The organism is Micromonospora siamensis (genome assembly GCF_900090305.1).
GTDB classification, from domain to species: Bacteria; Actinomycetota; Actinomycetes; order Mycobacteriales; family Micromonosporaceae; genus Micromonospora; species Micromonospora siamensis.
Genome location: NZ_LT607751.1, coordinates 4379754 through 4403960, shown reverse-complemented (window position 1 = coordinate 4403960; position 24207 = coordinate 4379754). Strand labels below are relative to the sequence as shown.

Sequence of the window (24207 nt, the reverse complement as noted above, 5' to 3'; positions counted from 1 at the left end):
CGGCTGAAGGAAAAGGAGGGTCAGAGGGTGGGTGCCGGCGGCCGGTGATAGCCGAGGATGCGCATCGCCTCTCTGCTTGCGGCCCGGAGTTCGTCGATCTGGAGCTGCGGGACCTGATAATGGTTGGCCCGCACCGACTCGACGAATTCCCGAGAAAGCGACACCTGGTAGGTGGCCAGGTAGAAGCTCAAGTCGTCGCGCCAGATCCACTCACCGTCCGTCATTACCGACGCGCCACCGACGAGACGTCGATCGCTGCCGAGGACGTCCGGCTCCGCGCCCATGACATCGATGAGACCGTGACCCTCGCGCAGGTACTGGACCACTCGAGGCGTGTCCGGCAGTGGGGCAGCGCCAAGATGGTCGTGGATGCTCTCTGCGTAGACTTCGGCCGGATCGGGCCCGAGCTCACGAAAGAAGCCGACGGTCCTCATCGGTGTCCTCCCAGTTGCGGGGTGAAGATCACCCAGGAGCCTCCGGCGTCCACGGCCGGAGGCTCTGGTTCTGCAGCCCAGCGATCCGTGCCCACCCGCTTGGTCGGGGCGATCACCGATACGCCGAGTTCGTCGGCGAGTTGTTGGCCGAGCGGCACGGCATCGAGTGTCTTCGGGTCTATGACTCCGGAGTAGCAGGACACGAGACGTACCGGTTCCCCGTGATAGGCGGGATTGTCCCTGAGCGCGGCGGCAATCTGTGCCGCGCTGGTCGGGTCACCGTCCATGTCCGCCCCCTCGGCTGAGACCTTACCGGGAACGAAGAATCCTTGATTCGTGCCGTGCACGACGATGTCATGGTGGCCTGCGAGCGGGAGTGACTTCTCCATGTTCCGCAGGGTCTTTGCGTCGTAGCCGACGACGGTCGAGTGATCGGTGTAGTACACGGGGTCTCCCGCCGGAAGGCGGGAGTCCGGAGGGGTTCGGGGCTCCAACGGCCGATCTCGTGGATCCGCCCAGTCCCGGCGTCTGCCCATCCGGTCGGTCGGACTGATTCCAGTCAACCTGTTCAACGCGTGCTTGAGTTTCTCGATCAACTCAGCGAGTCGCCGCATCTGCGGCAGCAACCGCCGCAGGCTGGCCAACAGCCCGCGCAGCAACCGGGCGATCCGCGCCGCCCACGACGCCACCAACGTGGTGACCTGCTCCACCACCAGCGGCGTGGCCAGCCCAACCGTGGCGACGAGTTCACCCGCGTACACGATGAGGCGGGAGACGCAGGTGGCGATGGCGTCGCGGACCAGCAGCCGGACGGCGGCGACCAGCCCGGCGGCGCCCTCGGTGATCGCGGCCATCGCATCCGCGCCGGCCGCGAGGCTGGTCACGGCCTGCTGCTGCTCACCGGACCAGGATCGGTAGGCGGCACCGGCCGCGCCGCCCCAGCCGGCGACGTCGGCGCGGACCGCCCGCGCCAGCTCGGCGGCCTCCTCGCGCAGGGCGGCGGAGGTGTTGCGCCAGGTCTGGGCGTACGCGGTGATCTGCGCCGGGTCACCGGCCAGCCAGTCCAGGGCCTCGCTGAGCGGCTTGACGTGCTCGATCAGCCAGGCGACGCCGTACTGCAGCAGTGCGCCGACCGGGTCGGAGACGAAGGCCAGGGCGTCGAGGCCAGCGCTGACCACCCCGAGGCTGGTGTCGATCCAGCTTCCGTCGCGTACGCCCTGGGCGATGAGTTCGATGTCCTCGCAGATCCACACGCCCGCCCAGGCGCTCGGCGGGGTGTCCGTGGCGGTGGCGACCAACGGGTTGGCGGTCACCTCCGCTGCCGTACCCGATCGAGCTGTTGCTGGGCGCGGGCGTCGGTGGCGCGGTAGCCGTCGGCGGCGGTGCGGAGCCGCCCGGCGGTGTCACGGACCGAACCGGCGGCGGTGCCGATCCCGTCGACCAGCGTGTGGTGCAGGCCGTCCAGGAGGGCGGGCAGGAACGCGCAGAGCTGGCCGTACGCGTCGGCGCCGAGCCGGACGTGCTGGCCGGCCTGCCGGGCGGTGTCGATCTGGTCGGCGCTGCGGTCCAGGCGGGCCGCGTGGCGGGTCAGATCCGTCGGGTCGACCTGGATGCCGTCACCGCCGGGCATCGCGGTCCAGCCGCTGCCGGTACGACGCGACGACGGCCTGGCCGGTCTGGTCGCCGGCCCCGAGGAGGCTGGTGGCGGCCTCGGTGACCTGCCGCAGCAGGTCGGCGTGCGCGGCCCGGGTGGTCTGGATGATCTGCTTGGCGGTGTGGGCGGCGGAGTGTTGCCGGGTGCGTTCGTCGAGCCGCAGGTCGACCAGGGCTCCGGAGGCGTCGACGGTGACCTCGACCGTCCGGTCGGCGTTGGCGGCGGTGCCGGTCAGGGTCTGCAACCGGGCCGACAACTGGCGGGAGCGGGTCGCGCGGTCGGCGAAGCCGGCCTCCCAGTCGTCGAGCCGGCGTGCCGCCGCGTCGAGCGCGGCCTCGTCCGCCCACATGTCGACCCTCCCCAAAGGACATCAACGGGTGCCAGTCAATCGATGTCATGGCGAGGGTGTCAACCGGTGGTGCTGCGTAGTGGGGGACACCATGCCCTCCCATGCGCCGACGGTCAGTCCTCCGAGTCCTCGGACGGGCCGCAGGGCGTCGATCCCGGCCAGGCTGCCGGGGGTTCACCGAATGCGCGTCGGCCGGCGCGCACCGCCAGCGTGGCGAGGGCGGCGTTGGCGCCACCACCGATCACGGCGCCGATGCCGAACGGTGCCGCCCGGCCGAGAACGATGATCCCCTGCTTGGTGCCGTACTTCGTGACGAAGTGTCTCCCCAGGGCCTTGTTGATCTGCTTCAGCGTCTGGGTGGGCACCTTGGCGACGATCTGACGCCCCCAGTGTTGGCCCGTACGCTCGGCGACCTTGGTGATGGTGGCGGAGCCCGACCCGCCGAGCATGATGCCCATCACGATCGTCCGGCGACGCTCGACCTCGTCGATGGGGACTCCGTGGACCTCGGCGAGCGACAGTGCGAAGAGGGCGCTGAGCTGCAGGGAGGACAGGAACTCACCACCCGACAGCGCCAGGGCGACGCCCGTGCCGACGCCGGGCGCCGCCGCGGCTCCGCCCACCGCGGCTCCGGTGCCGGTCAGGGCGCTGACGTACATCCGCTCCAGGTTGCTGATCACCTGGGCCGGTGACGCCTCCGGGTTCCGCTGGCGCGCCCGGGCGATGTTCTTGCGCACCAGCGGGGTCTGCAGAGCGATCGCCTTGTCCAGGACGTCGAGGACCCGCTGCCCGGCAACGGCTGCTGCCGGAGCCGATCCGTCGAAGGCTTCTGCTGCCATGCCTCGTACTCCTTGTGTCGTCATCGTGCAATCGAGTCTTCGAATCGCCCAGGTGGGCGGACCTTGAACAGCTCGTCGACCGGGCGGCGGCGTACCCGGCGAGCTCGTTGATCGAGAGGCAGGCGGCGGGAACGCGAACGACGTCGAGCCGATCGTCCACAGGGCACAGATGATGTCAGGGCGGTCCCACCGCCGCCACCCGCGTCCACCAGGGGAATCTCCGGTGTGGGCTGTCTCGTCGGGGCAAAGGGGACATCACCGCCATCCTCGTATGACGGGTCGGCTTCCCGACACGTCCGTGGCGTCGGATGGCCGGCGGCGAGCCGCTCGGCGGCCCCCAGCAGGTGGCCAGCGGCGTCGATCTCCGCACAGCGCGCCGCCATCAGGGCCAGCTCCGCCGTCTCGGCGATCCGCAGGCACTCCGCGCAGTTGTCGGGCGAGAGGTAGGGGCGCAGCGCCGTGGCCCGGGCGTACAGGTCGATGGGGAGCAGATGGATGACCTCGTCGAACTCATCGGGCTGCACAGGTGCCTCCTGACGTCGGACAGGTGCCGGTGGAGTGGGGAGTCAGCTTGCCGGGCGCCACTGGCCGCAGTTCTCGGAGTTGAAGGCGTAGTCGGAGGAGCGGATGGTGACCTGCACCCGGCGGGCCGAGTTGGTGAAGTAGTTGTCGATGGTCTGCCCGGAGCTGTCCTGGCGCTCCCAGTAGCAGCCCTCGACGTCGGTGGTGACGTACGTGCCGGGCTTGATCTCCTTGCCGACGCGGAAGGTTCCGGCGCCGAAGAGTCGTCCCTGCGCCTCGAGGTCCGCGTCGACCTGGCCGCGCTGCACCGCCGCGCGCCACTTTTTCGCGTACGGGTGGGTGGGGCAGAGGAGCAGCGCGGCGTTGATCTCGGCGATCTGCTCGGCGCTGGCCGCGAAGCCGGGCTCGGCGTAGGCGTCGTCAGGGTCGATCTCCGCGCAGATCGTGTAGAGGGTGGCGATGTCGCCGTCGTCGTACTTCGAGGCCTTCAGCGCCTTCTTCTCCAGCGCGCTCACCGGACGGATCGCCGTCGGGGCCTCGCAGCTGGTCGCCTTCGCCGACCATGCCTCGGTGAAGTCCGGGCGGCCGCCCTTGCCGGGTGCCACGGTGACCGAAGCCGTCCACTCCTCGCCGGTGGTGCACTCGAGGATCACCGGTTCCTGCTGCGGGACGTTCTTCGGGTCGTCCGGGTAGGGGTCGCTGAGGTCGGGGCGGCCGTCGCCGTCCCGATCGGGCAGCGGACTCGGACTGGGCGTCGGGGTGGGGCTCGGCGACGGGGTGGGGTCGGTCGAGGCAGTCGAGTCGCCGTTGGGTGAAGCGACGGCAGCGGGCCGATCCTCGGTGCCACAGCCAGCCAGGGCGGCCGTCACGAGCAGCGCCGTGATCAGCAGCGGACCGACCCGGCGGGCCGGGGTGAGGGTGGGGCCGACCCAGCGGGCGGCTCTGGCGGTGCGGTGGGGGAACGTCATCAGGTCCTCCGGGCGTGGGGGAGCGGCGGATCGCCTAGGTGGCGACCCACTCGTTCGGGTGGTCGGTGGAATTGCGGCCGGGAGCGCGATCGTTGGGCGGCTCGGGCCCGAGCGGTGACGCCGGCTGCAGGTCAGTGCGCGAGGGCGGCGTGCCAGTCGTTCAGGAACGCCTCGGCCAGGCTGTGCGCCCGCGGGCGCACGTCGAAGGTCTCGGTGACCCGGCGTCGGGCCATGTGGGCCAGGCCGTCGGCGGCCTCGTTGAGTGCGTGCCCGTCGTGGCCCTTCACGTGGTCGAAGGTCAGGTCCGGCCGGCTGCCGGCCAGCCCGGCGAGCCGGACCAGGGTGGGCTGGGCGGCCGAGGTGCGAGGCCGCAGGCTGTACCCGGCCGGCATGGCCGCCGTCTCGCCAGCCTGCCAGCGGTGCAGGTACCGCAGGGCGGAGCGGCTGTCCAGCAGCACGGTCATCCTGGCCGGCACCTCGTCGTACGCGGAGAACAGGAAGTCGACCGCCCGCAACTCGTCGACGAGCACCCTGGAGGCGCCGGTCGGGTCGAGGCGGCCGGTGCCGCGGCTGCGCAGGCCGTAGCGGCCGTCGCTGACCACGTACCCGATGCCGCCGGCGCGGCCCTTCCAGCTGGCGTCGGTCGCGGCGACCAGCGGCGCGGACGTCCCCGCCCACCGGCGGACCTGGCCCCGGCCGCGGCGGTCGTCGCGGTGCGGCCGGCACGCCGGGCCGCGCTGGTGGGCGTGGTCTGCGGCGAGGTGCTCGGCGGTGTCGAGGAGGTGCCCGGCGGAGGTGAACTCGTCGTAGTGGGCGGCGGTGAGGGCGAGGCGCAGCGCGTCGCCGATGCGCTCGCAACCGTCGCAGCGCGTGGGGCGAAGGAAGGTGCGAAGGACGGAGGCCCGCTCGTGCAGCGGAGGTGGGAGGAGGCTCAGGGCTCGGAGGATCTCATCGGTACGCACGTCGACTCCTGGAAGTGGGGATGACTTCTTGCCACGGGTGCCTGGAGGGAGCGAGTGTCGATGGGGAGTCAGGCGGCGGGGATCGGCACGACCTCGACTTCGACACCTTCGTTGCGCAGCGTCTTCATCGCCTGGTAGAGAGCCACCTGGGCGAAGGTGAAGAGCGTGTCGACGGTGACCGTCCGGCCCGCCTTGAGGGCGATGGCGTAGACGACCTTGCGCGGCCGGAAGCTTCCGGGGAGCTTCCGGCCATTGGGTTGCCGCTCGACCAGGTCGAGGAAGGTGGCACGGGCCTCCTCGTCGTAGCGCAGTGCCTCGGCGGAGGTGATTCCCTGGGCGAAGAGATGGCTCAGCGGCGAGCTGCCGGAGGCGCGCTTGACGTGGATCAGTTCGTCACCCGGGCCGAGCAGGTCGCACGCCTCGATCCCGCGCGGGTGCTGAGCCGTGCGCACGAGCTTCTTGTCGAGCAGGATGAACCGGTTGTCCCGCTTGGCGACCGCCCGGTTGTAGGCGTCTTCGTCGGGCAGGTCGCCGGTCCACGGCGGCAGGACGATCTGGGAGGGTTGGTCCAAGATCTGGCGGATCTCCTGGCTCAGGAACTCCCGGTGCCGGTCGCCGATCTCGTACCACCGGTCCTCGTGCAGCAGCAGGTGGCTCGTGCCGTGGGCCACCTCGGCGGTGATCCATCGGGAGATCCGGGTGGGCACCATCTCGTCGTTTCCACCGGCGTCGGCGTAGAGCGTGAGGGTCCCCTTCTGCAGGCCGGTCCACCGGTCACCGTCGAGCGCCCGGTTGGTGTGCGCGAGGATCGCGGCCAGGTCCAGCTCCGTGGTCAGGCTCGGCCGCCGCGCGGACTTGGGCACCTGGATTCGGTACGACCCGACGTGCTCGATGTCGGCGATCAGATCACCGGGTATGGCCAGGCCCAGCTCGGGCGGCTCGGCCAGCGCCAGCCGCTGATCGATGGTGCTGACGAGGTCGGCAACCCGTGGGTCGGACGTCGGTATCGGCCGGATCTGCGTGATGAACTCCAGGTCGGCCAACGGAGATTCCTGGTGGCACACGCGGTCGATCTCCCGCAGGTCTGCGAGGAGCCCTTCGGGCTCGACGCAGAGAGGGATGTGCAGCGCGTCGCCGCCCTCGACCTTGACCGGCCGGCCGGTCCGGCGGCACGCGGTCAGGTTCGGGTTGTGGGTGCGGCCGCAGACCTGGCCGACGATCTCGCCCCACTTGTCGATGCCGTACCTCCAGATGGGCTGACCGCCGGGCACCAGGCTGCGGTCCACCCGGCCGCTGGCACCCAGCATCCGTCGGCGGACCTGGCGGATATCACTCGGCAGCAGTGCCCGGACGGCGAAGGACACGCCGAACGTCCGGTCGAACGTCTCGTGTTCGATCATGAAGCGGCCGAGGGTGCCGTAGGCGAGGGCGTACGCCTGGTCGTCGACCGCCAGCAGCAGGGCGCCGCCGCCGCTGCTGTAGCCGAGGTCGACGTCCTCGCCGACGAGCCCGGCCAGTACGTCACACCACTCGGCGCGAGCGCGGTGCACGGTGCCGTGCACCAGCAGCGCCGGTGCGCCGGCGACCTGCCGAGGGGTCGGCTCGATGCCGTTCTCCCGCAGGTAGTCCGTGTTCAGCGCCGACAACAGCCCGTCGGGGTCCGGCGCAACGGTGAGCCGGTAGACGGTGGTCGGGTGGGTGCCCGCCGGGGCGGGTGGCAGCGGGCACTCGAAGAGGGCGGGCTGGTTGGGGGAGCGGCGCCGGCGGTGTCTCGGGGTGGTGCCGGCGCGGTTCGTCGCACTGCGCATGTCCATCTCCTCGCGTAGAGATTCGGGCTGGCGGTGGTGCGGTGGACCTGGGGCCGAGGGTGGGCTTCGCGGGTCCCACCCTCGGCCGAGGCGCGATCAGCCGAGGGAGACGGTGACGCCGCCGGAGAACGGCGAGTCGTGCAGCTCGAGCTTGGTGAGCTTGACGCTCTTCGGGATGTCGAAGACGACGACGCCGCTGACCTGGTTGCCGGGGTTGATGTCGTTGAGGAACGTCTCCGCGTTCTGGTTGGCGTAGATGGCCGCGCCGCCGTCGGCGGAGTATTCGGTGCCGTCGGCCGCGTACGCCTTCTGGCTGCTGCCGTCGAACATCTGCGCTTCCTTGCCGATGTTCTTGACGGTCATCGTCACCAGGCAGAACTGGCCCTGCGCCTTGGCGCCGAGAGTGCTGTCGCCGATCTTGGCGACGCCGCACTTGGTTGACTTCACCGTGAACTCGAACTTGCCGTCCCGGGCCGGCTTGCCGATCTTCGCCGTCTTCGGCTTGTCCTCGCTCGTGCCGCTGCCGCTGTTGTCCGAGCTGCCGGTGTCGTCGGTGGTCCCGGCGCCGCAGCCGAGCGCAATGAGACCGGTGGCGAGCAGGGCGAGGGTGGCGATCTTGCGCATGCTGAAGCTCCTGTCGGAAGAAGTGGGGTTGCTGGTCGACTCGCCGGATCGGCATTTCGTCGACGCCCATGAATCACAACAGGAGCCATGGCCCGGAGTCCAGGCGGAAGGCTTCGAAGCATTGATAACCCGCGTTATCAGACCACGTGGGGTTCGCGGGCTCTCAACGCAGATGTGCGCCAGTCGAGCATTGGTTCACTCTCTCGAAGACGCCCGACAACTCAACCCGAGGCGCCTCCTTAACGTCCGAGGCGACGTCGCTATCTCGTTGACGCTGCGGGTGACCACTCGTTGGCGAAGGTCTCCATCTGGCGGATGACCAGGTCGACGGCGGCGCGCTCGTGGTCCGGCGGGTAGTCGTATCGGGCCAGCAGCCGGCGGATGTGACTGCGCAGCTTGGCGCGTACCGGCTCACGGGAGAACCAGTCCACGGTGATCGAGGACTGGATCGACTTCACCAGCTCTCGGGCTATCTCCGCGAGCGTGCCGACGTTCATCAGCTCCGTAGCGGCGCCGTTCTGGGCGACGGCGTCGTAGAAGGCCAGTTCGGCGTGGTTGAGCGGAGGGTCGAACTGGTGACCGCGCCGAGCGTCGGCGGACACCTGCTTGGCCAACTCGACCAGCTCGACGATCAGCTGCGCGCTGGTCAGCTGCTGACGCATGTAGCGGTTCATCAGGTCTTCGAGCTGGGCGGAGAAGCGCTCCTGACGGACCACGTTGTGCTTGGTGACCTCGCGCATCTTCCGCTCGATCAGCCGTCGCAGCGCCGCGGCGGCCAGGTGGGGGGTCTCCGAGTTCTGCAGGCGCTCCAGCGCCACCCCGTTGAGCTCGGTGATGTCGAGCTTCCCGAGGCCCGCTTCTTCGTAGATGTCGGTGATGTCGGCGGCGTCGACCACCTCGGCGGCGAGCTGGGACAGGTAGCGTTCCACCTCGGCCGTGTTGGGCAGGCCCTTGGCCTCCCGGTCGGCGGCCTCCTCCTTGACGATCCAGACCCGGACGTCCCGAAAGTAGTGGATGTCGCGGCGCATCCGCTGGATGTCGCCAGCGCGTTCGGCGAAGTCGCGGCTGGTTGCGCAGAGTGTGTAGAACCGTTCCAGCCGGCCCGCCGAGTCCCGGAAACGGCGGTGCAGCGGCTTCGTGCCGGGCTCCACGTCGTTGCCGGGGGTTCGCGGGTTGCGCAGGAAGTTGGCGGCCTTCTTCACGGCCCGGCGCCAGCGGGTCGGGTCCGTCTCGTCGTCCAGGATCTCGCGCCACTTGACCGAGGTCAGCATGGCTTCGAGGACGGAGATCTCGTTGTGCACCTCGCTGATGGCACGCTCGATCTCGCGGCCGAGGGTCTGGTCCTCCTGGTCGCTTGGCGTGTACTCGGTGAGCGCCTTGCGCAGGTTCTCGGTCAGCGGGGCGTAGCCGACCAGCAGGCCGTCCTGCTTCTCCCGGAACCGCCGGTTGACCCGGGCGAGCGCCTGCATCAGGTTGGCGCCCTTCATCGGCCGGTCCATGTAGATGGTGTGGATCGGCGGCGCGTCGTAGCCGGTGAGCAGCATCGAGTGCACGATGAGCAACTCCAGCTCGTCGTCCGGGTCCTTGGCGCGGGCCTGGATGGTCTTCTGCTGCGACGGGCGCAGGTGGTGTGGGCGTAGCATCTCCTTGTCGCTGGGCACCCCATGGAAGACGATCTTCATCTTGCCCTTGTCGACAGCCGGGTCGGCCCAGTCGGGCCGCAGCTCCTTGAGAGCGTCGAAGACGCGGACGCAGATCTCCCGCGTCGCGCAGACGAGCATCGCCTTGCCCGGCCCGCCGAGCTGCGGTCGCATCAGCTCCCGCCGCTTCTCCCAGTGCTCGACGAGGTCATTCGCAAGGATCTCGACCCGGTCGGGGGCGCCGTAGACGGTGTTCATGGTGGCCGCGTACGCCTCGGCCCTGCGCCGCTCCGCGTCGTCCAGGCTGGCGGTGAGCTGCTCCACCTGCTCGTCGATGCTCTCCGGGTCGATGTCTGGCGGCAGCGACACCGGAATGATCCGCGGCTCGTGGTAGACCCGCACGGTCGCCTCGTCGTCGACGGCACGCTTGAGGTCGTACACGTCGATGTAGTCGCCGAAGACGGCGCGGGTGTTCACCTCGGCGCTGGCGATCGGGGTGCCGGTGAAGGCGATGAACGTCGCGTGCGGCAGCGCGTCGCGCAGGTGTCGGGCGTAGCCGTCCAGGCTGTCGTAGTGACTGCGGTGCGCCTCGTCGACGATCACGAGGATGTTGCGCCGGTCGGAGAGGAGCGGATGCGGCCTCCCGGCGTCGCGCTCCTCCTTCGTACGCCCGAACTTCTGCAACGTGGTGAAGATGATGCCGCCGGCGTTCCGGTTCGACAGCTTGTCTCGCAGTTCGGCTCGGGTGTCGGCCTGCTCCGGCTCCTGGCCCAGCAGCGCCTGGCTGTCGCGGAACGTCTCGAAGAGCTGGTCGTCGAGGTCGGTGCGGTCGGTGAGCACCACGATGGTCGGGTTCTTCAGGGCAGGGTGGCGGGCGGTCAACGCCGCCGTGCACACCATCTCCTCGGACTTGCCGGAGCCCTGGGTGTGCCAGACGACGCCCGCCTTCCCGTCGCTCTGCGACGCCCGCACGATGCACTCGACGGCCCGGACGACCGCGAAGTGTTGGTGCGCCTTCGCGATCCGTTTTGCCTTCGACGTGAAGTTGACGAAGCCCCCGGTGAGCTCCAGAAAGCGCCGCTGGGTGAACAGTCCATAGAGGGCGACGATGAGCGCTTCCGGGCCGTCGTAGTCGGGCGAGGTGGTGTCGACGCGGTCGCCCTCGTCGTCGACGTTCCACGGCGCGAAGTGCTCGTAGGGGGTGAACGGGGTGCCGTACTTCGCGGTGACCCCGTCGGAGATCAGGCACAGGACGGCGTGCCGGAAGGCGAGCGGGAACTCCGCGCGATACGCCTGAAGCTGGGCGTGCGCGCCCGTCAGGGTGGCGTTCTCGTCGGCGGCGTTCTTCAGCTCGACGATCGCCACCGGCAGACCGTTGAGGTACAGCACGATGTCGAACCGGCGTCGGAAGTCGCCGTCGACGATCGTGACCTGGTTGATCGCCCGGTAGACGTTGCGGCCGGGGTCGTCCAGGTCGGCCAGGCGCACGGTGGGGGTGTGCTCAGCGCCGAACGCATCGGTGTACGTGATCGAGCGGATGCCGTGGACCAGCCGTTCGTGCGCCGCCCGGTTCTCGGCGAACGCCTCCCGGCTGGCCGCGTCGGTGGCGGCTCGCACCGCGTCGGCGACCGCTGCGGGCGGCAGGTCGGGGTTGAGCCGTTCGATCGTGGCCCGCAGGTCGTCGATGAGTACGAGATCGGCCCACGACTGCCGCTGCCCCGAGCCCGGCGCAAAATCCTTTCCGGCACCCGGCTCCCACCCGAGCTCACCGAGATGGTCCAGCGCGAGCGCCTCCCAGTCCGCCTCGCTCATCCACCCGCCTGCACCCATCACAACCCCTCCCCGTGAACCGTTCACCTAGCTAAACCGATTCTTCGACAACCTTCTCGGCGTCTCTGACCCGCAACCGCCCCGACATAAGTTCCGGAAGCAGCGTGTCTCGCAGCTTGGCGAGCGTCTGGTTCTGTCGAGCCGTCTGCTCGCGCATCGCGAACAGGGGCCGAACGCGTTCAGTAAAATTGGCGATAAGTTCCTGGTTAGGCAGCTGCACTGGGGCGGACAGGGCCCTTGATCGGTTTAGACCAGGAACAGCTGAGTCCGAATTCATCTCGCTCAAGCCTAAACGAGTTAGCAGGAAGTACACGTACTCGGTCGTGAGCTGGTCGTCAATTAGCCTGACGTAGAACGTGGTGTCAATCGGGAAGAAATCCCGGTAGGACCAGTAAACCGAGCCGACCGTGCCCTTACGACCAACGATGATGCCAGGGCCCCGCACCAACGGCTCGTCATGCCAACCCGAGACCCCGCCGCTTCCGTAGACGGCTACCGGCCCAGGTCGGCGTTGCGCCGCTGGCAGGGCTTTACCGTAAGCCAGCTCAATCACATCGCCGAGGGTGCATGCTCGTCCGGCTAGTTGTGCCACGCGAGCGTGTTCAGTAGCGGCCAACTCGTAGCTGGTCTCGGCGATGCGGTCGTTGACCGCAATCTTGTCATCGAGCGCCCCGAGAAGGCTGGCGATCGCTTTTTGTACAGCGATCGGGGGTACGGCCACGGTCAGACGCTTCGCCGAGGCTACGTTGAAGTGCTGCTGGACGGCCCCGACCGTGTGTGCGTCAATGAACTGCTGTGCGGTGGCGTTGATTGCGTAACACAGATACCGTGCAGCGGTGTCTGGACCAGGGCGGGCGATGACGATGTCGCTACAGTTCGCCGGTCCGAGATCATCCGGAATCAGGGCGGTGGCGCCAGGCTCGCCGGTACGCACAATCGCCAGGTCACCGGGCTGCAGCTGTGACTTAGCTAGCCGGTGATGAAAATCCTTGTTGATGTACTTAACTGACGACAGGTCCAGGCGGCCGCGTTTAATATTTTGCGACCGCAGGAACGGGACGCCGCTCTCGACATACTCGTGTGCCATGGAGCCAACGTGCCCGACAGTTATCCGGACGCATAACTCTTCGAGGGTTTGGGTCGGCCAGTCAGACATCGAGTCCTCCAAGCTGCATTCGGATGACCGCTTCGAGGCGAGCCGACTCGTCGAAGTGGGTGCACAGCTCCTTGGTGAGGCGTTCGACGCGGTCGGCGAGCGGTTCGGCGTCCGGGTCTTCTTCGGCTTCAGCGGCGCCGACGTATCGGCCGGGGGTGAGGACGTGGTCGTGGACGGCCACCTCATCGAGCTTGGCGGAGTAGCAGAAGCCGGGGATGTCCTCGTACGTCTGGCCCTTGGCCTTGGCGGACTTGGTGCCGCGCCAGGCGTGGTACGTATCGGCGATCTTGGCGATGTCGTCGTCGGTGAAAACGCGCTCGGTGCGGTCGACCATGGTGCCGAGCGCGCGAGCGTCGATGAAGAGAGTCTCGTGGCGCCGGTCGGTCAGCGCCTTGGCGCCCTGTGGGGTCTTGTCCTTGGTGAGGAACCACAGGCAAGCGGGGATCGCGGTGGTGCGGAACAGGTTCGGTGGGAGGGCGACCATGCAGGCCACCAGGTCCCTCTCCACCATTTCGCGGCGGATGTCGCCTTCGCCGGACTGCTTCGATGACATCGAGCCGTTGGCGAGGACGACGCCGGCGCTGCCCCGGTCGCCCAGCTTGTAAAGGATGTGCTGGAGCCAGGCGTAGTTGGCGTTGCTCTGCGGCGGCGTACCGTAGCGCCAGCGCGGGTCGCCCACCCTGCGCGCCCAGTCGCTCATGTTGAACGGCGGGTTCGCCATGACGAAGTCGACCCGCCGGTCCGGGTGCTTGTCGTCGGCGAACGTGTCGGCCCAGCGGTCGCCGATGCCGACCGGGTCCATTCCGTGGATGGCGAGGTTCATCTTCGCCAGCCGCCAGGTGCGCTCGTTGGCTTCCTGCCCGTAGACGGCGATGTCGTGCGTGTGGTCGCGGCCGGCGCGCGCCTCGACGAACTTCTTGGACTGCACGAACATGCCGCCGGAGCCGCAGCACGGGTCATAGACCCGGCCCTCGTAGGGCTCCAGCACCTCGACCAGAACCTTTACCACGCTGGACGGGGTGTAGAACTCGCCGGCCCGCTTGCCCTCGGCGCGGGCGAAGCGTTCCAGGAAGTACTCGTACGTCTCGCCGAGGACGTCCTGGGCCTTCCGGTCGCCGTGACCGGTGAAGCGGGCGTCGCTGATCAGGTCGACGAGTTCCTTCAACCGCTTCTGGTCGACGTTGTCCCGGTTGAAGATCTTCGGGAGGACGCCGGTCAGCGCCCGGTTCTCCTGCATGATCGCTTCCATGGCGTTGTCGAGCAGCTCACCCACGCCGTTGGGCGCGTGCTCTACCAGGTAGTCCCAGCGGGCGTTCTCGGGGACCCAGAAGACGTTCGCGCTGGTGTACTCGTCGCGGTCGTCGAGGAAGGCCGCGTGCCGGCTCTCCGGGATGTCGGAGAGGCTGGCTTCGATCTGGTCGCGGCGCTCGGCGAACGCGTCGGAGACGTACTTGAGGAAGACCAGGCCGAGGACGAATTCCTTGTACTGTGCGGCGTCCATGGAGCCGCGCAGCTTGTCGGCGGCCTTCCACAGGATGTCCTGGATCTGCTTCGTGCTGGACATCCCGGGCAGCTCGCCCTGTCCGTTGGCACGTTTGCGTGGGGGCACAGTGTGTTCCGTTCTCTCGGTCAGGAGTTCGTACCGTACAGAGTCGTGAGGGTGCCGTCGGCGAAGCCCGCCACGGCGAGTTCACGCAGTTCGACAAGGAGGCCGGCCTGTTGTTGCAAGAGGCGCTCGCGTTCGTCGAGGCGACGCAGCACGTCATCCAGGCGGGCCGCCTCGTCCCGGCCCAGGTCAGGAATCGTCACGTCGCCCAGCCGTGCGCCGCGCACGGCGCCGGGGCTGCGGGTGGTGTTGCGTGCGGTGTCGAGCAGCGCCTTCAGCACCCGCGGGGTGAGGGCGTCGCCGGGGGAGATACGCAGACCCCGGGCCGGAAACTCGATGACCGAGAAGCCGTCCTCGTCGAGGAGGACACCGAACTGGGGAACCGTGGTGACGACGAGATCACCCGGGTCGGTCAGGCCGACGTGCGGGTACTCAGCGGCTAGCGTGAGCCGGTCCATCCAGCGCTTGGACGACTGCGCGACGACCTCCGCGGCGCCGATGACCCGGTGGTGACCCCGCGGCCCGACATGCTCAGGGGTCAGACGGTGGCCGGGAAGGGGGCGGATCCGGCGAGCGGTGCGCAGGGCGCCGAGGGTGAGTTCCTTCGGGCGGTTTCCGTCGCGTTGTGCCGCCCCGGTGCTCAGGGGACCGTGTTCCTTCGCGTACCGGATGGTTTCGTGCTCCGCATCGGTGAGACGGCCCTCGATCTCGCCGATCAGGGCGGGCCGGTCGGCGGCCAGCCGGGCCCGCATGGTGACCGACGCCGGGCCCGGCGGCCGCAGCGCCGCACCGCGGCGCAGGTCGAGGGCGTCGAGTGGGACCACCCAGCCGGTCCGCGGGTCGTGGCCGTCGCGCCGGTAGCCCTCGGCCCGCCACAGCAGGATGTCCTCGGCCGTGGTTTCCGCGACGCGCTGATCGAGGGCGGCACCACCGACGTCAGCGAGCAGGAGGCGGCCCTGCGTGGCCGCGACCGGGTCGCGAGTGAGCAGCCACAGGGCGGCGGAGTGACCGGGGCGAGCCGGGAACATGCCGCCGGGCAGTCGTACCACCGCCTCGACGAGGCCACTGGTCAGCAGGTCGGCCCGCTTGGTGATGGCATCGGTGTCGCGCAGGGCGTCGACCAGGCTGGAGGCAGGGCCGACCACGACGGCGGTGCAGCCGGGACCGAGCCGGTCGGCGATGTCGCTGATCTTGTCGAGGTCCTCGGCCGGGTAGCGCTGCTCGGTCGGCTGGTAGGGCAGTCGGGTCACGACCGCGTCGACGTCGGCGAACTCGTCGTTCAGGTCGTCCGGAACCACCTCGATGTTGAAGTCGGGGACACCGGCCAGCAGCAGCCGGCGGCGGATCAGGCGGGCCAGGGCCGGATCCGGCTGAGCGGCGTTGAAACTGAACGGCTCGGGATCCTGGTCGGTCAACATTGCGGCGAGAAGGTCGCCCGAGCCCGCGTACGGGTCACCGACCGTGATCCGGCGGCGACCGCGTAGCCGGCCCGGCACGTCGGCGGCCAGGCGGATGAGGGTGACCAGGTGGGGGGTGAGTGCGTCGGCACTCAGCTCCGGCCAGCCGAAGCGAGCGCAGTTGCCGAGCAGGAATTGGTACGCCCGGTTCGCCTCGTAGGCGCCCTCGATCAGCTGCTCGACCATTCCCGGAAGATCGGGTAGGGCAGGCGCCTCCCGCAGGTCTGAGAGCAGGAAGTCGTCCTCCGGGTCGAACCGGCGAGCCGCCTTCATCGGATCAGCCGACAGGACCTTGCCGGACATCTCCCGCAGACAGAGAGCGGCGCCCAGGGAGAGCACCAGATGGCGGCCGCCGTGCTCCCGGGCATACCCAGTGAGGGTGTGCAAGGCGCGCTCGGCGCGCAGAATCTCCGGTTCAGCGTTACCTAGCTTGCGGTCCAGTAGCCAGGTGAGCACCGCGTCGGCAGGGAAGAGCAGCTGACCGCTGGTGCCGGGCACCGGACCGGGGAAGTCCGGGTACCGCCGCCGCCACGTCGTCACCACCGGGCGCTCGACCTGCGCCAACTGGGCGATCTCGCCTGACGACATGAGCTCGGAAAGCATGCTCTTCACCTCCTTCATGATCAAGGTTCCCTACTGTAGGCGTTCGCTCTGAGGTGTCAAATGAAAGACGCTGATAACCGGGCTTATCAAGCAATTGGTCGCCTATAAAGCTGCCGTGCTGTTTCTTGGTCTCTGGGTGCGACGCACCGTTGAGATCGAGGCAGCGTACGGTGTCTCGGCGCTTTCGGATGACGGCACTTCGCAGGTCATCTGGGCAGTTCACGGGCGCCGAGAGCGGCCGGGTCCTCGGCTCTGTTGAGCTGACCGGCGACCGGCACGACATGAACGAGGTCTCGCTGGGCACCGAGCGCAGCGAGGTCAAGATCGTCAACACGAACACCGAGATTGAATGGCAGGGCTGAGACTGTGCAGTACTTCGTGGGCACCTACGGGCGGACCGACCACTCGAGGTTCGAAGAGCGCGCCGAGACGAAGCGACTCGTCAAGGGAGATCCGCAGGACTGGCTCGCCGTCGTTCCCCTCGAAGTGGCGTTGCGCGACGTCGAGCTCATCAAGGCGGTGATCGAGCCGAAGACATTGGGGGAGGTACGTCGGTCGCCGCTGGCGCTTCCGCTGGTCAAGGCCTCGTTCGACGAGCGGGCGACCATGGACGGCGAGCCGCCCTTCGACGAGCTGGGCGACGACGTCCCGTTCGACTGGTACGACGAACTCGACGTCTACTGGCGGCCGGATCCGCGGTTGCGTACGGCGGAACTGGCGCCGCCTAGCCTGCTTGCCACCTTCGGTCAGGAGGACCGTGTGTACGGCATGGACTACGAGCCGGCCACCTGGTTGCCGCTCGACGACCAGGACGCGATCGAGGCGGCGCTGCGCGAGCTGGGTCACGAGGTCGTCCACGACGACACCATCCTGAACCGCTACCTCGCCTGAGTCAGCCCGGGCGCCCACGGCCGGATCGCCCGAGGCCCGGCCGTGGACAGGCGGTGCTTCAAGACCAGCCGGACGGCCGAGTGCGTGGCCGCGGTGCCGCCTCTACATTCGAGTTGATCTCCATGAACGACGACCTCACTCTGCTCCGGAGTTGCTCACGCCGCGACCACTGCGCGGAGCGCCTCTGAGATCCCCCTTGTGACCTGCCGACCGTCCGCCGGTCGACGCTTCCTTAGCGGGGACATGAGTCCTTCAACACCCTGCACAGGCGCCTGCCCCACGGCGCGGTAGCCCGACTTGAGACCTCTAACGCGGATGGAGAAATCTGAAATGGGCGGCAACGCCGGCGTGAACGAAGACCTTCCGGCGCAGGATCGGCTGCTTCAGGCCACCATCCATCAATGGCGTGACAGTCTCATCAACCTCTCCGGCACGAACCGGCTCCTCAACTTCCGGCTGAGCAAGTCGGGGGCCGTCCGGGTGCTTGAACCGGCGGCCACGGAGGTCCTGGCCGGTTTGAACGCCGGCCGCTACTTTCGGTTCCGGCCTGTGGAGGAGGGCAGCGACGAGTTCGAGAACGCACGGACCGAACCGGGCCGCGCCCTCCCTGCAGCTGATTCCGGCGCACCGGGCAAGGCTTTCCGGGTAGATGTCCTCCGTACGGACAAGCCGCTCAGTGATCTGAGCTCGGCGCTTCGCAACCTCATGCGTCGGTCGAACCAGGAGTTCCTCGACCGAGGTCTGTGGATTCTCTACCTCGCCTTCGGCTCGCTGACCTGGACCGACGGTGACAAGGCGCGGTATACCAGCCCGCTGCTGCTCGTCCCGGTCCGCCTCGTTCCGACCGGGGCGCGGCAGTTGCCCTTGCTGCAGCGTGCCGACGAAGACCCAGTCGTCAACCCGGCGCTGACTCTCAAGCTCAACCAGCTCATGGTCACGTTGCCGACCGTCGACGACCTCGAGGACGTCGCCTATGCCGCCTTCCTGGCCGAAGCGCGGGCCGCCGTGGCCGGGCAGGCCGGCTGGCGGGTCAACGACGAGGTCACGCTCTCCTACTTCTCGTTCGCGAAGGAGGCGATGTACCGCGACCTGCTCGACAACGAGGCGTCCGTCGCCGGACATCCGGCGATCCAGGCGCTGGCGACAGGCGGGCGAGGTTCAGGCGGCGCCGGCTTCCTCTTCGAAGAGTTGACCGACGAACGGATCGACCAGGACATGCCGGCGGAGCGGATTCCGCTGGTGCTCGACGCCGACTCCTCCCAGCGGGCCAGCGTGGCCGCCGCGCTGGCAGGCCGCTCGTTCGTCATGGACGGACCACCGGGAACCGGCAAGTCGCAGACCATCGCGAACATGATCGGCGCACTGTTGCACGCCGGCAAGCGGGTGCTGTTCGTATCCGAGAAGGCCGCAGCACTCGAAGTGGTCCGGAACCGGCTCCACGACGTGGGGCTCAGCGCGTACCTGCTGGAGCTGCACTCCCACAAGGCGACGCGGAAAGAGGTCGCATCGGCTCTGGGGCAGGCATTGGAGACCGTTCCGGTCGCCCCGAGCGGAATGAATGACATTGACCTGGACAACGCCCGGCGCCGCCGCGAGGAGCTGAACGCGTACGCCGATGCCATGAACGTGCCGCGGGCGCCGCTCAACTACTCACTGCACGACGTCCTCGGCATGATCGCCAACCTGCACCACGTGCCTGCGGCTCCGATGAGCGGCATCGCGCCGGTCGATCTGACCGTCGAGATGTTCGGCACCGTTCGGGCCACCGCCGCGGGGTTGGCCAGGGCGTGGCGACCCGCCTCCCAGGGACGCTCGTTCGTCTGGCGTGGTGTCACACATCCCGGCTCCCTGGACGCGCGTCTCTACGCAGCCGCTTCAGCGCTCGACGCGTTGGCCGGCGTGACCGCGGCTCATGCGCCGCTGGCCGCCGCGTTCGACGTCAGCCGGTTGTGCCAGGCGGCCGACCTCGCACGCATCGTCGCGCACTGCGCGGTACAGCCTGCCGGTGTGCCGCAGCAGTGGCTGACCGCTGAGACGCTCGACTCGGCCAGGGAGTCCGCGGATCGTCTCGCCGCGGAATTGCGGGAACTCGCCGAACGGCAGGACGCAGCCAGCCGTGCCGCGGGCGTGTCCTGGTGCGACATTCCGACCAAAGAAACCACGCCGGACCTCGACGCCTCCGCGCTGGCAGATCTCACCGTCGCGCCACTGCACCTCGCAGGACTTACGTCGGAGCAGGCCACCGTGCTCGCCGACACTTTCGCGCGCGACGCCGAGACCTTGCAGGCGGCCAGCCGCTCGCTCACCGGGGTGGCTGTCATGCTCGGCCTGCCGCCCGTCGTGTCGTTCGACGATGCCGAGGCGACTCTGACGGTGGCAGGTCTCGGCGGCAGCGGCATCCGTCCGGAGCGTGCGTGGCTGTCCGCCGAGGGCCACGCCGCAGCCGCCAGCGCCGCGCAGACGCTCCGGCAGGCCATCGTCGCCCTGTTGGAGGCCGAGAAGGCAGCGGCAGCACACTACTCCGAGGCCGTACTCGTGGCGGACGTCGAAGGATTGGCGCACCGCTTCACGCACGACCACCGAGGCATGAAGAAGCTCGGCGGCGCTTACCGCGCGGACAAGCGCACTCTGGCGACCCTCACCTGCGCGGGCGTCGACTGGCAGTCGGCGCGTGACCAGCTGCAGTTGGCGATCGCCTGGAAGCAGGCCGCGAGCGCCCTCACCGAGGCAGAAACTCGGCACGCAAAGAACCTAGGCACCTACTACGACGGCCGATCGACCGACTTCGACCGGATCGACCACGCGTTGACGGTCGCGGATACCGCGATCCGCCAGGCACGCACCACCGACTTGCGAAAGCTGGCCGACCACATCGCTGTCGATGCGACCCCCAACACCAGCGTCCTCACCGTCGCCGACGAGACGCGCGTGGGGCTGCAGGACTGGCGGTCGCGCCTGGCACCGGAACCGCTGCCCGCCGCACGGCCGGAGCTCGCGTTGCTTGCCATCACGGAGGCGGTCGAATGGCTGCACACCCACCTGACGCCGTTGCGTTCGGCGGCTGCGCTGGCAGGGGCGGTCAGCCAGGCGGTGGACCGGCAGTTGACCGTCGCCGAGTCCCGCCACCTGCTTGAGCTACGCGCGGCGGTCGACGCCGCCTACACCGCGCTCGCCGCGAACGGCCACGCCTACTCGTCGAACCTTGGCTCGCTCTATTCAGGTGAGCGGACCGAACTGCCGTCAGTGCACACGGCACTGGACTGGGCCGCACAAATGCGCGCGAGCACGAAGGGCTTCGATGAGCCGCTGACCCTCGCTCAGGCCAGGGCGCTGGAGCATATCGTTCCCACGCCTCAGCTGGGCGAGATCGAACTGCGGTGGGCCGGGGCGCGGGCCGACCTGCTGGCGGCCTTCGAACCGAGCAGGCACGCGGAGCTCGGTACCGAACTCGACGACTACGCGGAGGCAGGCGACCTCATCGCGGCCCTGCGCGACGACAGTGCCGGACAGGACGAGTGGTTCGCGTACCAAGGTGCCCGCGCTGAACTGGTCGCTGTGGGACTCGAGACCGCAATCGACTTCTGCATCACCGAGGGCGTCGGCGCCGATCAGGTGCCGCTGGTCCTGGAGCGAGCCCTGCTGCAGGAGTGGGCCGACCATCACCTGCACCAGGATGCGGCCCTACGTGTCGTGCGGGCCGAGGATCGCGACTCACTGGTGGGCGAGTATCGCGCTCTGGACCGGGCGCTCATCGCGGGGGCGACATCCCGGATCATCACCGCCTGCAACGCCCTGCGACCGCGCAACAACCTGGGCGAGTCGGGCGTCATTCGCCGCGAAGCCGGCAAGAAGAAGAAGCACATGCCGGTGCGGCTGCTGTTGGAACGCACGCGTCACGTCACTCAGGCGATCAAGCCATGTTTCATGATGTCGCCGCTGGCGGTCAGTCAGTACCTCCCGCCCGACATGCGATTCGACGTCGTAATCTTCGACGAGGCGAGCCAGGTCGCCCCCGCCGATGCCGTGAACTGCATCTACCGGGGCGACGCGCTCATCACGGCCGGTGATCAGAAACAGCTCCCACCGACCAGCTTCTTCACCGCTGGCGTCGCCGACGACAGCGACGAATGGGATGAGGAGGCCGAGGACGGGGTCGACTTCGAGTCCGTCCTCGACCTCATGAAGGGATCCGCCGAGTTCCGCGCGCTCACGCTGCGCTGGCATTACCGGTCCCGGCACGAAGCGCTGATCGCCTTCTCGAACTCGTCGTTCTACAAGGGTCGTCTTATCACCTTCCCGGGTGCCGAGGACGTTGGGCCGGACGTGGGCGTGGAGCTCTTCCACGTCCCCGGTACCTATCGCCGTGGCTCGTCGCGCGACAATCCGACCGAGGCGGCCAAGGTTGCGGAGAGGGTCATCCACCACTTCGTCACCCGTCCGCACCTCACGCTTGGTGTGGTCAGCTTCTCCGAGGCGCAGGCGGCGGCTATCGAGCATGCCGTTGAGCAGGCACGCCAGGACTGGCCGGAACTCGACCGGTTCTTCACCGACGACCGGCTTGACGGATTCTTCGTCAAGAACCTGGAGTCGGTACAGGGCGACGAGCGCGACGTAATGATCTTCTCGATCGGTTATGGCCCGGACGAGGCGGGCAAGACGACGATGAACTTCGGCCCGCTGAACCGGGCCGGCGGGTGGCGGCGATTGAACGTGGCCATCACCCGGGCGCGCTTCCGCAACGAGATCGTCACCAGCGTGCGGGCTTCGGACATCGTTGCCGCAGCCGGGAGCGAAGGGCTGCGGCATCTGCGTCGCTACCTGGACTACGCCGAACGCGGCATCGCGGCCCTGGCGCTGGACACCAGCACGGGAGGCGACGCCGAATCACCGTTCGAGGAGTCGGTCATCTCCGTGATCCGCTCCTGGGGATACGAGGTGACCCCGCAGGTCGGCGCCGCCGGTTACCGAATCGACATGGGGGTGCGCCATCCGGACCGGCCCGGCGTCTATGTGTTGGGCGTCGAGTGTGACGGATTCCAGTATCACTCCTCCAAGGTCGCCCGGGACCGGGACCGGCTGCGTGATCAGGTCCTGCGCGGCCTCGGGTGGCGGCTACACCGCATCTGGGGCACCGCCTGGTACCGCAACCGGCTGGGCGAGGAACAGCGGCTGCGGGTTGCGATCGGGAAGGCTGTCGCCGCCCCGGTGCGTGGCCTCCTGTCCAGCGTGGAAGAGGCCATCGAGCGTCCCGCAGTCACTGTCGAGGCGGCGGCTCTCGACCTGCAACCGACCTGGGTGACGCCGTACCGGACCGCGGTCGTCGATCGCTTGCCCTACTGGGCGGATCCCGGCGAACGCGGCAGCGCACATGCCATGAGAGTCGGTGTCGCCGAGGTTGCCGCCGTCGAAGGTCCCGTGCACATTTCGGTCATGCATCAGAGGTTGCGCGAGTGCTGGGGCATTGGCCGGATCGGGTCGCGGATCAGGGACAACGTCGATGCCGCGATCCGTCAGGCTGGCCTCGATCGTGACGGGGATTTCGTACGCGTGCCGGGTGCCGTCGTCAGCGAAGTCCGTAGCCCTGTTGACGCCTGCAGCCGCAGCGTGGATCAGATCCACGACGATGAGCTTTCACTCGCCTTGGCGAACCTCGTCCGGGACACGGGCGGGGTGGCGCGAGAGGAGCTGAGTGCGCACGTGGCCAAGCTGTACGGCTGGACGCGGCGTGGACCTGACATCTCCCGGCGGCTCGAACTACTCATCGATGGGTTGGTTGCCGACGGCGTACTCATCACCAACGGTCACAGCTTGTCGGCCAACCCTCAACCGCCTCGATAGATCGTGACTCGTCTCCGACGGGCGCATCGAGAACGCGATCCTGTCCAGGCACGACGACAACGGCAAGCTGATGCAGCGTTACCTCGACGACGAGAGGCTGCGCTCGCAGCTCAACCAGTTCGCCCGCCGACAGGCGTACCAGATGATCCGCCGCCGCAAGGGCATCGCCTAACTGAATACCGCCGAGAGGAGGACGGTTGTCCCCGTCCGAGTCCCCCTTCCATCTCTGGATCGCCCAGGACGACACGCAGACCATGGTCGCCCTGGCGCCGCTGCGGTTCTCCGAGAGGCCGATGAAGCATGAGTGGGGGAGCATCACGCACCTTCGCGCCTTTACGCCCGTGCAAAAGGGTCACAACGTTCCGGCCGCCGTCGTGTTCTCCACGCTGACTCTGATCGGCGCCCTGGGACTGTTCGTCAGCGGCGTACCGCCGTTGGCGGTCTTCGTGGTGGCGGCGCTGGTGCTGGTGCTCTGCCTTGCGGCGGCGACGCCGTCGTCGGCACCCGTTCCGGAGTTGATCGCGCCGGATCGAGCGGAGTTCCCCGCGCTTCACCACCTGCTGCACAAGGAGGAGGAGCAGAAGGACTTCTCCGCCTTGGAGACATTGGCCGAGCGGGCGGGCCGTGCCCTTCCCGCCGTGGATGAGATCATCGACCCGGCGGAGGGGGGCCGCCTGCTGGCGCAGGCGTTGTGGGAGGCCGCCGAGGTTCTCAGCCATCGGCAGCAGCTTCGTCCCGGGATCGCCGGCTGGCAGGACAGGCCCGGAGCGCGCCCGCCGGACACCCATGTCGCTCGGATACTCGCCGAACAGCGGGAGAGCGCGAGCAAGCTGTGGCACCAGACCGAAGCTGAGCTGCAGCGCCTCCGGATCGCTCTTGAACTTGCGGCCATCGCTACCGAGAACGCGGCGCAGGAAGCAGATGCCTCCGAGGCGGTCCGGGCGGCGTACCGGGAGTTGGCCGAGCTGGCAGGCGAGCGGGTCTGACGGGTCATCCATCAATTCCGGGGCTGAGAACGGGGAGAGG

The 24207-nt window shown here is 68.5% G+C and carries 18 protein-coding genes; 4 read left to right on the top strand and 14 right to left on the bottom strand.

The annotated features are described in order from the left end of the window. Nucleotides 1-20: 20 nt before the first annotated feature. The 14 genes from GA0074704_RS20335 to GA0074704_RS20275 form a co-directional block, all read right to left on the bottom strand. Nucleotides 21-434, bottom strand: a complete 414-nt coding sequence (locus tag GA0074704_RS20335; protein ID WP_088971969.1) for a hypothetical protein — start codon at nucleotides 432-434, stop codon at nucleotides 21-23. Continuing rightward, on the bottom strand, nucleotides 431-1747 hold the full coding sequence (locus GA0074704_RS29520; protein ID WP_231926600.1) for a WXG100-like domain-containing protein: 1317 nt from the start codon (nucleotides 1745-1747) through the stop codon (nucleotides 431-433). The genes GA0074704_RS20335 and GA0074704_RS29520 overlap by 4 nt, the downstream gene beginning before the upstream one ends. Further along, entirely contained in the window at nucleotides 1744-2064 is a 321-nt protein-coding gene (locus GA0074704_RS20325; protein ID WP_088971968.1) for a type VII secretion target, read from the bottom strand. Before GA0074704_RS20325 ends, GA0074704_RS29520 begins: the two co-directional genes overlap by 4 nt. Next, nucleotides 2051-2437: a YbaB/EbfC family nucleoid-associated protein gene (locus tag GA0074704_RS20320; RefSeq protein WP_088971967.1), complete on the bottom strand. Its 387-nt coding sequence runs from the start codon at nucleotides 2435-2437 to the stop codon at nucleotides 2051-2053. The genes GA0074704_RS20325 and GA0074704_RS20320 overlap by 14 nt, the downstream gene beginning before the upstream one ends. Nucleotides 2438-2550: 113 nt before the next feature. Further along, complete coding sequence (locus GA0074704_RS20315; RefSeq protein ID WP_088971966.1) at nucleotides 2551-3276, bottom strand: hypothetical protein; 726 nt, start codon at nucleotides 3274-3276, stop codon at nucleotides 2551-2553. 20 nt (nucleotides 3277-3296) lie between these two features. Beyond that, nucleotides 3297-3800, bottom strand: coding sequence for a hypothetical protein (locus GA0074704_RS28880; protein WP_157743740.1), 504 nt, complete (start codon nucleotides 3798-3800; stop codon nucleotides 3297-3299). 42 nt (nucleotides 3801-3842) lie between these two features. Next, entirely contained in the window at nucleotides 3843-4766 is a 924-nt protein-coding gene (locus GA0074704_RS20310) for a hypothetical protein (protein WP_088971965.1), read from the bottom strand. A 131-nt stretch (nucleotides 4767-4897) separates the two neighbouring features. Then, nucleotides 4898-5728, bottom strand: coding sequence for a ribonuclease HI (locus GA0074704_RS20305; protein ID WP_088971964.1), 831 nt, complete (start codon nucleotides 5726-5728; stop codon nucleotides 4898-4900). 68 nt (nucleotides 5729-5796) lie between these two features. Further along, nucleotides 5797-7536 carry a DUF6119 family protein gene (locus GA0074704_RS20300; protein ID WP_157743739.1) on the bottom strand — a complete coding sequence of 580 codons (1740 nt, stop codon included), beginning with the start codon at nucleotides 7534-7536 and terminating at the stop codon, nucleotides 5797-5799. Nucleotides 7537-7632: 96 nt separating this feature from the next. Next, on the bottom strand, nucleotides 7633-8160 hold the full coding sequence (locus GA0074704_RS20295; RefSeq protein ID WP_088971962.1) for a DUF4352 domain-containing protein: 528 nt from the start codon (nucleotides 8158-8160) through the stop codon (nucleotides 7633-7635). A gap of 260 nt (nucleotides 8161-8420) precedes the next feature. Beyond that, nucleotides 8421-11630, bottom strand: a complete 3210-nt coding sequence (locus GA0074704_RS20290; RefSeq protein WP_088971961.1) for a type I restriction endonuclease subunit R — start codon at nucleotides 11628-11630, stop codon at nucleotides 8421-8423. A gap of 31 nt (nucleotides 11631-11661) precedes the next feature. Continuing rightward, a complete protein-coding gene (locus tag GA0074704_RS20285; RefSeq protein WP_331716637.1) occupies nucleotides 11662-12717 on the bottom strand; it encodes a restriction endonuclease subunit S in 1056 nt (351 codons plus the stop codon). Nucleotides 12718-12778: 61 nt separating this feature from the next. Continuing rightward, nucleotides 12779-14350, bottom strand: a complete 1572-nt coding sequence (locus tag GA0074704_RS20280; protein WP_231926596.1) for an HsdM family class I SAM-dependent methyltransferase — start codon at nucleotides 14348-14350, stop codon at nucleotides 12779-12781. A 65-nt stretch (nucleotides 14351-14415) separates the two neighbouring features. Continuing rightward, nucleotides 14416-16452 carry a DNA-binding protein gene (locus GA0074704_RS20275; RefSeq protein ID WP_088973840.1) on the bottom strand — a complete coding sequence of 679 codons (2037 nt, stop codon included), beginning with the start codon at nucleotides 16450-16452 and terminating at the stop codon, nucleotides 14416-14418. A 188-nt stretch (nucleotides 16453-16640) separates the two neighbouring features. On the opposite strand from GA0074704_RS20275, the gene GA0074704_RS28875 reads away from it, so the two are divergent. The 4 genes from GA0074704_RS28875 (at nucleotide 16641) to GA0074704_RS20260 (ending at nucleotide 24167) form a co-directional block, all read left to right on the top strand. Continuing rightward, a complete protein-coding gene (locus GA0074704_RS28875) occupies nucleotides 16641-16814 on the top strand; it encodes a hypothetical protein (RefSeq protein ID WP_157743738.1) in 174 nt (57 codons plus the stop codon). Between the two features lie 4 nt (nucleotides 16815-16818). Further along, on the top strand, nucleotides 16819-17343 hold the full coding sequence (locus GA0074704_RS20270) for a hypothetical protein (RefSeq protein WP_088971958.1): 525 nt from the start codon (nucleotides 16819-16821) through the stop codon (nucleotides 17341-17343). Nucleotides 17344-17673: 330 nt separating this feature from the next. Further along, on the top strand, nucleotides 17674-23181 hold the full coding sequence (locus GA0074704_RS20265; RefSeq protein ID WP_172880656.1) for a DUF3320 domain-containing protein: 5508 nt from the start codon (nucleotides 17674-17676) through the stop codon (nucleotides 23179-23181). 197 nt (nucleotides 23182-23378) lie between these two features. Continuing rightward, a complete protein-coding gene (locus tag GA0074704_RS20260) occupies nucleotides 23379-24167 on the top strand; it encodes a hypothetical protein (RefSeq protein ID WP_088971956.1) in 789 nt (262 codons plus the stop codon). The last annotated feature ends 40 nt before the right edge of the window (nucleotides 24168-24207 follow it).

Coding starts and splice junctions, on each gene's coding strand:
- GA0074704_RS20315 (WP_088971966.1), bottom strand. CDS start 3,276: ATGGCAGCAGAAGCCTTCGACGGATCGGCTCCGGCAGCAGCCGTTGCC.
- GA0074704_RS28875 (WP_157743738.1), top strand. CDS start 16,641: ATGACGGCACTTCGCAGGTCATCTGGGCAGTTCACGGGCGCCGAGAGC.
- GA0074704_RS20295 (WP_088971962.1), bottom strand. CDS start 8,160: ATGCGCAAGATCGCCACCCTCGCCCTGCTCGCCACCGGTCTCATTGCG.
- GA0074704_RS20335 (WP_088971969.1), bottom strand. CDS start 434: ATGAGGACCGTCGGCTTCTTTCGTGAGCTCGGGCCCGATCCGGCCGAA.
- GA0074704_RS20325 (WP_088971968.1), bottom strand. CDS start 2,064: ATGCCCGGCGGTGACGGCATCCAGGTCGACCCGACGGATCTGACCCGC.
- GA0074704_RS20265 (WP_172880656.1), top strand. CDS start 17,674: ATGGGCGGCAACGCCGGCGTGAACGAAGACCTTCCGGCGCAGGATCGG.
- GA0074704_RS20310 (WP_088971965.1), bottom strand. CDS start 4,766: ATGACGTTCCCCCACCGCACCGCCAGAGCCGCCCGCTGGGTCGGCCCC.
- GA0074704_RS20275 (WP_088973840.1), bottom strand. CDS start 16,452: ATGCTTTCCGAGCTCATGTCGTCAGGCGAGATCGCCCAGTTGGCGCAG.
- GA0074704_RS20280 (WP_231926596.1), bottom strand. CDS start 14,350: ATGTCCAGCACGAAGCAGATCCAGGACATCCTGTGGAAGGCCGCCGAC.
- GA0074704_RS20320 (WP_088971967.1), bottom strand. CDS start 2,437: ATGTGGGCGGACGAGGCCGCGCTCGACGCGGCGGCACGCCGGCTCGAC.
- GA0074704_RS20290 (WP_088971961.1), bottom strand. CDS start 11,630: ATGGGTGCAGGCGGGTGGATGAGCGAGGCGGACTGGGAGGCGCTCGCG.
- GA0074704_RS20300 (WP_157743739.1), bottom strand. CDS start 7,536: ATGCGCAGTGCGACGAACCGCGCCGGCACCACCCCGAGACACCGCCGG.
- GA0074704_RS20285 (WP_331716637.1), bottom strand. CDS start 12,717: ATGGCACACGAGTATGTCGAGAGCGGCGTCCCGTTCCTGCGGTCGCAA.